Here is a 7,557-nt window from a genome sequence, read left to right on the forward strand (position 1 = left end):
CGCTCGCGGCAGTGCTGTTCTACCAGACAGTTCGACGAAAGGACTGATGTGAACACATCTCGATCCCGGCTCGCGCTCGCCGGCCGACGGGGCACGATGCTGGGGGCGACGCTCGCGTTGCTGGCCGGAGTCGTCGCAGCCCCGGCGGCCCAGGCCCAGGAGGCGACCCCGGGGACCGTCACGGACGCCTCGTTCGTCTGGGGCATCAGCGGATACGCCCAGAAGGGCATCTTCGGACCGTGGCGCATCGTCGACGCCTCCGGCGACGCCTCGGCGCTCGTCGGGTCGGTCTCGGGTGGCGCGCAGACCGAGTACACCCCCGCTGCGTTCCCGGCCACCTCGATGCCCGTGAACATCGTCTCGGGACAGCAGGCGACGCCCAACGCCATCAAGTTCTCCGACGGTGAGGGTGCGCGCGGCGCGGACGGGACCGTCACCATCGACTGGGACGGCGAGATCACCTTCAACGCCTACCCCGCCAACCTCAACGCGCCGGATGAGACCCTGGCCGATCCGAAGCTGACCGTCAACGCCGACGGGTCCGGAACGCTCGACGCCGATGTGACCATCGGCGCGGCGACTGACATGAACGGCACCCCGACTCCCGAGGTCAACGCCGGTCGCACGACCGTCCTGTCGTTCGGTCCGGGCGCCGCCCAGGTGGCCCAGGACGGCACCATCACCCTGTCGCCCCAGTACGCGGGAGTGCAGCACAACGGCGGGAACCAGGACCGTTCCTGCACCGCGCCGAACATCTGGGGCGCGTGGACCCCCGAGTGGTTGGCGGCCGTGCCGAGCTCGGTGCACCCGCACTACTACAACACCGGGTGTGGAGGAGACCAGAACCTCAAGGGGCCGCTGCCGCTCCAGGTGACCTACGAGCTGACCGAGGACGAGACCCAGGTGCCCGTCGGCACCCCCGAGATCACCGTCTCGGACACCACTCTGGCCGCTGACGGAAGCCACGAGGTGACCATCACGGGTTCCGGGTTCACCGACCCGTCGGTTCTGGGCACCCGTCCGCCGCTCGCGGGCAAGCCCGCCGGGTTCTACCTGGTCTACGGCAAGTTCGGGGATGCATGGAAGCCCTCGGCGGGCGGTACCTCCGCCGCTCGCACGGTCGTCGAGCAGAAGTGGGTCCTGGCGGCGGAGAACCACGCCACCATCGGCGGAGCCGCCGCGGGGGCCGTCGAGCTGCGGCCCGACGGCACCTTCACCACGACCGTCACCGTGTCCAAGGACGCGGCCGACGCGAAGTCGCAGACCGGGAGCTACGGGATCTACACCTACGCGGCCTCCGGCGCCGTCCACGCCGCGTGGGAACTCAGCACGCCGATCACCTTCACCACCGGCGGAGATGATGACGACGACGACACCGGTACCGGGGGCGGCGGCTCGCTCGCGGGCATGACGAACCTGTTCGGCAGCCTGATGTAGGGCGCACACACCGGATGCGGCCCCGACACCGATCCGGTGTCGGGGCCGCGTCGCGTGTCGGCATGTGGCAGTCGGTCAGCGGACGCCCAGGGCCTCCAGGTCGAGGAAGATCCGGTGGTTGAGGTCGAAGGCCCGGGTGGCGGCGGCCAGAGCGGACGCGCGGTCTGTCTCGCCCAGCGGGAGGGCGTCCAGTGCGGCCCGGTAGTCGTCCTTGTAGACCTTGGGCTTGGCGATGTCGAAGTCGTAGAAGCTCAGACCGGTCTCGATGCCGTAGTGGCGGCGCACCATCGTCCGGATGATCTGCCCGCCCGAGAGGTCGCCGAGGTACCGGACGTAGTGGTGCCCGATCAGGGCGGCCGGGTCGGTCGCGCACGCGCGCAACTCGGCCACGTAGGCCTCGGTGGCGGGCACCACCGTGTCGAAGGAGCGGCCCTGGGCGCGGTGCGACTCCAGATCGGCTCGCAACGCACCGGTCCGCTCGAGGCGCGGGTCGAGAATGGCGGACAGTCTCGGGTCCGCGCCGACCCCGCGGCAGGCGTCCTCGAGCGTCGCGTAGACGGGGAGCGACTGCCGGAGGAGCGCGACCAGGCCTGCCGGCGTGCCCTCACCGTTCATCAGGCGGGTGATGAACGAGGCGTTCTCCGCCTGTTCATGCGCGGCCATCGTCGAGTCATGTAGTGCTCTCGACAAGGGTGCGGAAATGATCGTCTCCATGAGTCCTCCGGGCTTGTTAGGTATGCCTAATGAGGGTACGGCAACGATAAGGGAAAGGCTATGCCGGTAGTGAATTTGAGTGCCGTGAACAATTCCGCGAGTGGTGACCCTGATTCGCTCACCGAATAACGGGTGTGGCGGGCCGGGGCGCAATTTCCCCGGGGCGGTTCCGAGAAAAAGGAAATGTCGGTGAGCGCGGGCCGCCCTCAGCCCCGCTCCGCGGCGACGCGGCCCATCCGGGTGAAGGCCTCGGTGAGGATGTCCTCGGAGCACGCGAAGTTCACACGCGCGAACCCCTTGCCCTGGGGCCCGAAGGCTGGACCGTTGCTCAGCGCCACCTTTCCGTCGTCGAGGAACGCCGCGGCGGGGTCGTCACCGAGCCCGGGGTAGGCGCGAAGGTCCAGCCACGCCACGAATCCGGCGTCGGGTCGGCGCCACCTGGCGCGGGGGAGGTGCTCGGCCATGAGCCGCTCCATCAGATCGAGGTTCGAGGCCAGCGCGGCGTTCATCTGCTCCAGCCAGTCCAGTGACCCGGTCAGCGCGGCTTCCGCGGCGAGCGCCCCGAAGTGCCCCACTGCGCCGGACAACGCCGAGCGCCGCACCTCGAACCGCTCGGGATTGCCGTTGACCACGAAGGCGCACTTGAGCCCGGCGAGGTTGAACGCCTTGGACGCGGAGGAGATGGCCAAGCCCACCTCGGGGGCGGTGCCGGAGGCGGCCAGGAACGAGGAGAACCGGACCCCGGTCATCGTCAGGGGCGCCCAGATCTCGTCGGAGACCACCACGGCGTCGTGGCGTGCGGCCAGCTCGGCGAGCTCGGCCAACTCCGCGGAGGAGTGCAGGACACCCGTGGGGTTGTGCGGGTGGCTCAGGAGCACGGCCCTGGCCCCGCCGGCCAGGGCGCGCTCGATGCCCACGAGGTCCAGCCGCGGGTCCTCGCCGTCGTGGTCGACCAGGGGCACCGCGACGGGTGACATCCCCACACGCCGGATCCACGGTCCGAACGGCATGTACACCGGTGGCGTGTAGACCACCGCGCTTCCCGCCGGCAGGGTCCGCGCGAGCGACTCGCGGACGCCCACGCCCACATCGTTGACGGGGACGACCGACTCCTCCGGTACCTCGAACCCGAACCCGGAGTAGTACCGGGCGCACACCCCGGCGAGGCGCTCGATCTCGGCGAAGTATCCGGTGTCACCGTCGGCGACCGCTGTGGCGAGGCGCTCCCGGATGGCCGGGGCCAGCAGGACGTCGGTCTCCGCCACGAACAGCGGCAGGACGTCCTCCGGGTACGCCACCCACTTCTGGCTTCGGCGCCTGCGCAGGACCGACTCGGGAACATCCAGGGGGAACGGCACGGCGGGGGATCCTTTCGACCGGGTTCACAGGATCCCCAGGTTACTCAGCTCCCGGGCACGTACCCGGGATGCACCCACACGTCGAAACCGCGGGAGTCGGCACCGAACGGGGAGAGTGGCATGAGCGAGCCCCAGGTGTCGGTGGCCGAACCGGGGACGGTGCCGGCGGGGCTGCCGACGCCGCCCGACGTGGCCGGCTACCCTCGCTGATGGGCGAGCTCGTAGGCGGCCCGGACGCTCCCGTCTGCCGCGGAGCCGGTCGATCCGGTGATCGCATCCGAGAGCCCGGTGACGCGGTGGAGCCGGTGGGGCGTTCCCGAGGGGTCGAGTTGCCAGCAGTCCGATCCCTGCAGGACACAGTTCGAGCACCAGATCTCCGTGTCCCTACCGAGCGGGGACACTACGCGCATGGGTGCACTGTTCGGGGCCCAGAACCGGGGGTCCGACGGCACCACGGCGTACGGACAGTACGAGAGTTCGGCCCACCCGAACGGGCCCCCGGTGGCGGGTGGGAAGGGGAGGTCGGCCGGCTAGGCGGGATCCTCCAGCGACTGGGCGAGAGCCGTGGGCGCGACCGCCGCCGACCCGAAGAGCGGTGCGGCCACGAGGACCACGGTGAGCACGGCTCGGCGGAATGAGAACGGGTGTGACATGCCGCCATCACACCACGCTCTCCGAGCCCTCACGGCGGGATCGCACGGACGTGAGGACACCGTGACCATGACGTCATACCGGGTAGCGCCGGGGAAACAGGGCGTGCATAACGTCTGTGCGCAGGGGCACCGAGGGGGTGTCCACCTAACTGGAGAGGGGGTCGACCTCATGTCGCGCTCACACGTCATAGAGAACTGGGATCCGGAGGACGACGCGCAATGGGAGGCGGGCGGCAGGAAGACCGCCATGCGCAACCTCTATTGGTCGGTGTTCGCCGAGCACGTCGGGTTCTCGGTGTGGACCCTGTTCGCCGTCATGGTGCTGTTCATGCCCCAGGACGTCTACGGGCTGGACGCCCCCGACAAATTCCTGGTCTCCGCGGTGGTCACGTTGACCGGGGCCTTCCTGCGCATCCCGTACACGCTCGCCACGGCGACCTTCGGAGGCCGCAACTGGACCATGTTCTCGGCCTTCGTCCTGCTCATCCCCGCGGTCGGGATGTTGTGGATCATGGCGAACCCGGGTCAACCGCTGTGGCTGTACCTCGTCGTCGGCGCGATCGCCGGGCTGGGCGGCGCCAACTTCGCGTCGTCCATGACCAACATCAACGCCTTCTTCCCCCAACGGGAGAAGGGCTGGGCGCTCGGCCTCAACGCGGGCGGGGGCAATCTGGGCGTGGCGACGATCCAGATCGTGGGGCTCATCGTGATCGCCCTCGCGGGTAACCGGTCACCCCACTGGGTGATCGGGGTCTACATCGTCCTCCTCGTGGTCGCGGGGATCGGCGCGGCCCTGAAGATGGACAACCTCGCGCACCAGACCGTTGACGTCCAGAGCATGAAAGACATGACCCGCGACAAGGACGGCTGGGTGCTGTCGCTGCTGTACATCGGCACGTTCGGTTCGTTCATCGGCTTCGCCTTCGCGTTCGGACAGATGCTCACCATGACCTTCACCGGCAACGGCCAGGATCCCGCCCAGGCGGCGCTCCACGCGGCGCAGATCACCTTCCTCGGACCGCTGCTGGGCTCGCTGACCCGCATGGTCGGCGGCCGGCTCTCCGACCGGTTCGGCGGCGCACGGGTGACCTTCGCGGTGTTCTGCGGAATGGCGGTCACCACGGTGGCACTCGTGGTGACCTCGAACATCCAGGCCTCGAATGACGGCCGCCTCTCGGGGGGCGCGCTCGTGTTGTTCTTCGCGGCCTTCCTGACACTCTTCGGGCTCACCGGGGTGGGGAACGCCTCGGTGTACAAGATGATCCCGTCCGTCTTCGAGGCCCGCAGTCACACGCTCGGACTCGACGAGGCCGCACGGACCTCGTGGTCGCGGGCTCATGCGGGAGCACTCATCGGGGTCGCCGGCGCGGTCGGGGCGTTCGGTGGGTTCCTCATCAACATGACCCTGCGCACGTCCTACCAGTCCTCGGGGGCGGCCACCTCGGCGTTCGTCGTGTTCATGGTCTTCTACGTGGTGGCCGCGATCATCACCCGCGTGGTGTACATGCGTGCCTCGGCCGGCGTCGATTCGGTCGCCGCGGCACCCACCCGCGCACGGGTCCCCGTGGGCGCCGAGGCCTGACAGGTCACGGCTGACAGGTCACGGCTGACAGGTCCACGGCTGACAGAGCACGGCTGAGCGAGACGAAGAGGACACATGGTGCACGCGTTGACGACGACCGGCCGCCCGACACACACCCACTGCCCGTACTGCGCCCTCCAGTGCGCGATGTCGGTGACCCCGCCCTCGGACGGCGGGCAGGTGACGATCACCCCGGAGCAGTTCCCCACCAACCGGGGCGGGTTGTGCCGGAAGGGCTGGACGTCGGCAGCGTTGCTCGACCACCCGGAGCGAATCACCACGCCGCTGATCCGGGTGGACGGGCAGCTGCGTCCGACCGACTGGGACACCGCGTTGACCCGGGTCACCGACGGCATCCGGCGGGCGCAGGCCTCAGGGGGGCCCGACGCGGTGGCCGTGTTCGGTGGGGGAGGCCTCACCAACGAGAAGGCCTACACACTGGGCAAGTTCACCCGGCTCGCGCTGGGGAGCAGACTCGTGGACTACAACGGGCGGTGGTGCATGTCGAGCGCGGCGGCCGGGGCCAACCGCAGTTTCGGGCTGGACCGGGGGTTGCCATTCCCAGTGACCGACCTCGACGAGGCCCGGGCGGTGCTCCTCATCGGGGCGAACCCCGCCGACACCATGCCCCCGTTCGTCCAGCACCTGGACACCGCCGCCTCGGCCGGCGGCATGGTGGTGGCGGATCCCCGGCTCAGCGCGACAGCCCACCGCGCCGTCGACGGCGGCGGGATCCATCTGAGGCTGCGGCCGGGCACGGACTCCGCGCTGGCCCTCGGGCTCCTGCACGTCGCCGTGGTGGGTGGGTACCTGGACACCGGGTACGTCGCCGCCCGTACGTCGGGTTTCGACGACGCGTGGGCGATCGCTGCGGACTGGATGCCCGATCGCACCGAACGCGTCACCGGGGTCTCGGCCGGTCAGCTCGAACGCACGGTGCAGCTACTGGCGGACTCCAGGGACGCGGGCACCGGTGCGTACGTGCTCACCGCCCGGGGGGCCGAACAGCACTCACGGGGGACCGACACGGTCGGCGCCGTGATCGCCCTCGCGCTGGCACTGGGACTACCGGGCCGGCCCGGTACGGGCTACGGAACCCTCACCGGCCAGGGGAACGGGCAGGGGGGCCGGGAGCACGGGCAGAAGGCCGATCAACTCCCCGGATACCGGATGATCACGGACCCGGCCGCTCGCGCGCACGTCGCCGCGGTCTGGGGCGTGGAGCCCGAGGAGATCCCCGGCCCCGGGCTCTCGGCCTTCGAGCTCCTGGACGCCCTCGGGCAGCCCGGCGGTCCCACGGCGATGCTGCTCCACGCATCGAACCCCGTGGTCTCCGCCCCCGACGCCGAGCGGATCACCGCGCGGTTCCGTGCGTTGGACACCCTCGTGGTGGCCGACTTCGTCCTCTCCGAGACCGCGGAGCTCGCCGACGTCGTCCTGCCGGTCCCGCAGTGGGCGGAGGAGGAGGGCACGCTGACAAACCTCGAGGGCCGGGTGTTGCGTCGACGCCGCTCGGTCACCCCGCCGGACGGTGCCCGCGACGAACTCTGGATCTGGAACGAGCTCGCACGCCGCCTCGGGCGGCGGCCGGATCGGTTCCCGACCGACCCTCGGGTGGTGTTCGACGAGCTGGCGCGCGCCTCCGCCGGGGGTAAGGCGGACTACTCGGCGATGGACTGGGACCGGCTCGACGCGGGGGAGGCGCTGTTCTGGCCGTGCGGTGCCGACTCCCCGGCCGGTACGCCGCGCATGTTCCTCGACCGCTTCGCCACCGAGGACGGCCGCGCCCGCTTCGCCGTCGCCGCCGTGGACC

The 7,557-nt window shown here is 70.2% G+C and carries 7 protein-coding genes; 3 read left to right on the top strand and 4 right to left on the bottom strand.

The annotated features are described in order from the left end of the window. Window positions 1-48: 48 nt before the first annotated feature. A complete protein-coding gene (locus G6019_RS14775; RefSeq protein WP_182612188.1) occupies window positions 49-1,437 on the top strand; it encodes a hypothetical protein in 1,389 nt (462 codons plus the stop codon). Between the two features lie 75 nt (window positions 1,438-1,512). Here the strand turns inward: G6019_RS14775 and G6019_RS14780 are convergent, their stop codons facing one another. The 4 genes from G6019_RS14780 to G6019_RS17635 all read right to left on the bottom strand — a co-directional run bounded on the left by G6019_RS14780 (window position 1,513) and on the right by G6019_RS17635 (window position 4,162). Further along, window positions 1,513-2,151: a heme oxygenase (biliverdin-producing) gene (locus G6019_RS14780; protein ID WP_228549292.1), complete on the bottom strand. Its 639-nt coding sequence runs from the start codon at window positions 2,149-2,151 to the stop codon at window positions 1,513-1,515. Window positions 2,152-2,357: 206 nt separating this feature from the next. Continuing rightward, window positions 2,358-3,509 (bottom strand): MalY/PatB family protein, encoded by a 1,152-nt coding sequence (locus G6019_RS14785; RefSeq protein WP_182612190.1) that lies wholly within the window; start codon window positions 3,507-3,509, stop codon window positions 2,358-2,360. A 197-nt stretch (window positions 3,510-3,706) separates the two neighbouring features. After that, window positions 3,707-3,919: a hypothetical protein gene (locus tag G6019_RS14790; protein WP_182612191.1), complete on the bottom strand. Its 213-nt coding sequence runs from the start codon at window positions 3,917-3,919 to the stop codon at window positions 3,707-3,709. Window positions 3,920-4,039: 120 nt separating this feature from the next. Next, window positions 4,040-4,162, bottom strand: a complete 123-nt coding sequence (locus G6019_RS17635; RefSeq protein ID WP_255458028.1) for a hypothetical protein — start codon at window positions 4,160-4,162, stop codon at window positions 4,040-4,042. A 169-nt stretch (window positions 4,163-4,331) separates the two neighbouring features. Between G6019_RS17635 and G6019_RS14795 the strand changes: the two genes are divergently transcribed. Continuing rightward, complete coding sequence (locus G6019_RS14795) at window positions 4,332-5,744, top strand: MFS transporter (protein WP_107755828.1); 1,413 nt, start codon at window positions 4,332-4,334, stop codon at window positions 5,742-5,744. A gap of 75 nt (window positions 5,745-5,819) precedes the next feature. Then, window positions 5,820-7,557, top strand: a 1,738-nt coding sequence (locus G6019_RS14800; RefSeq protein WP_182627907.1) for a molybdopterin oxidoreductase family protein, incomplete at its 3' end; no start/stop codon positions are given.

Source organism: Dietzia sp. DQ12-76 (assembly GCF_014145045.1).
Classification (GTDB): Bacteria; Actinomycetota; Actinomycetes; order Mycobacteriales; family Mycobacteriaceae; genus Dietzia.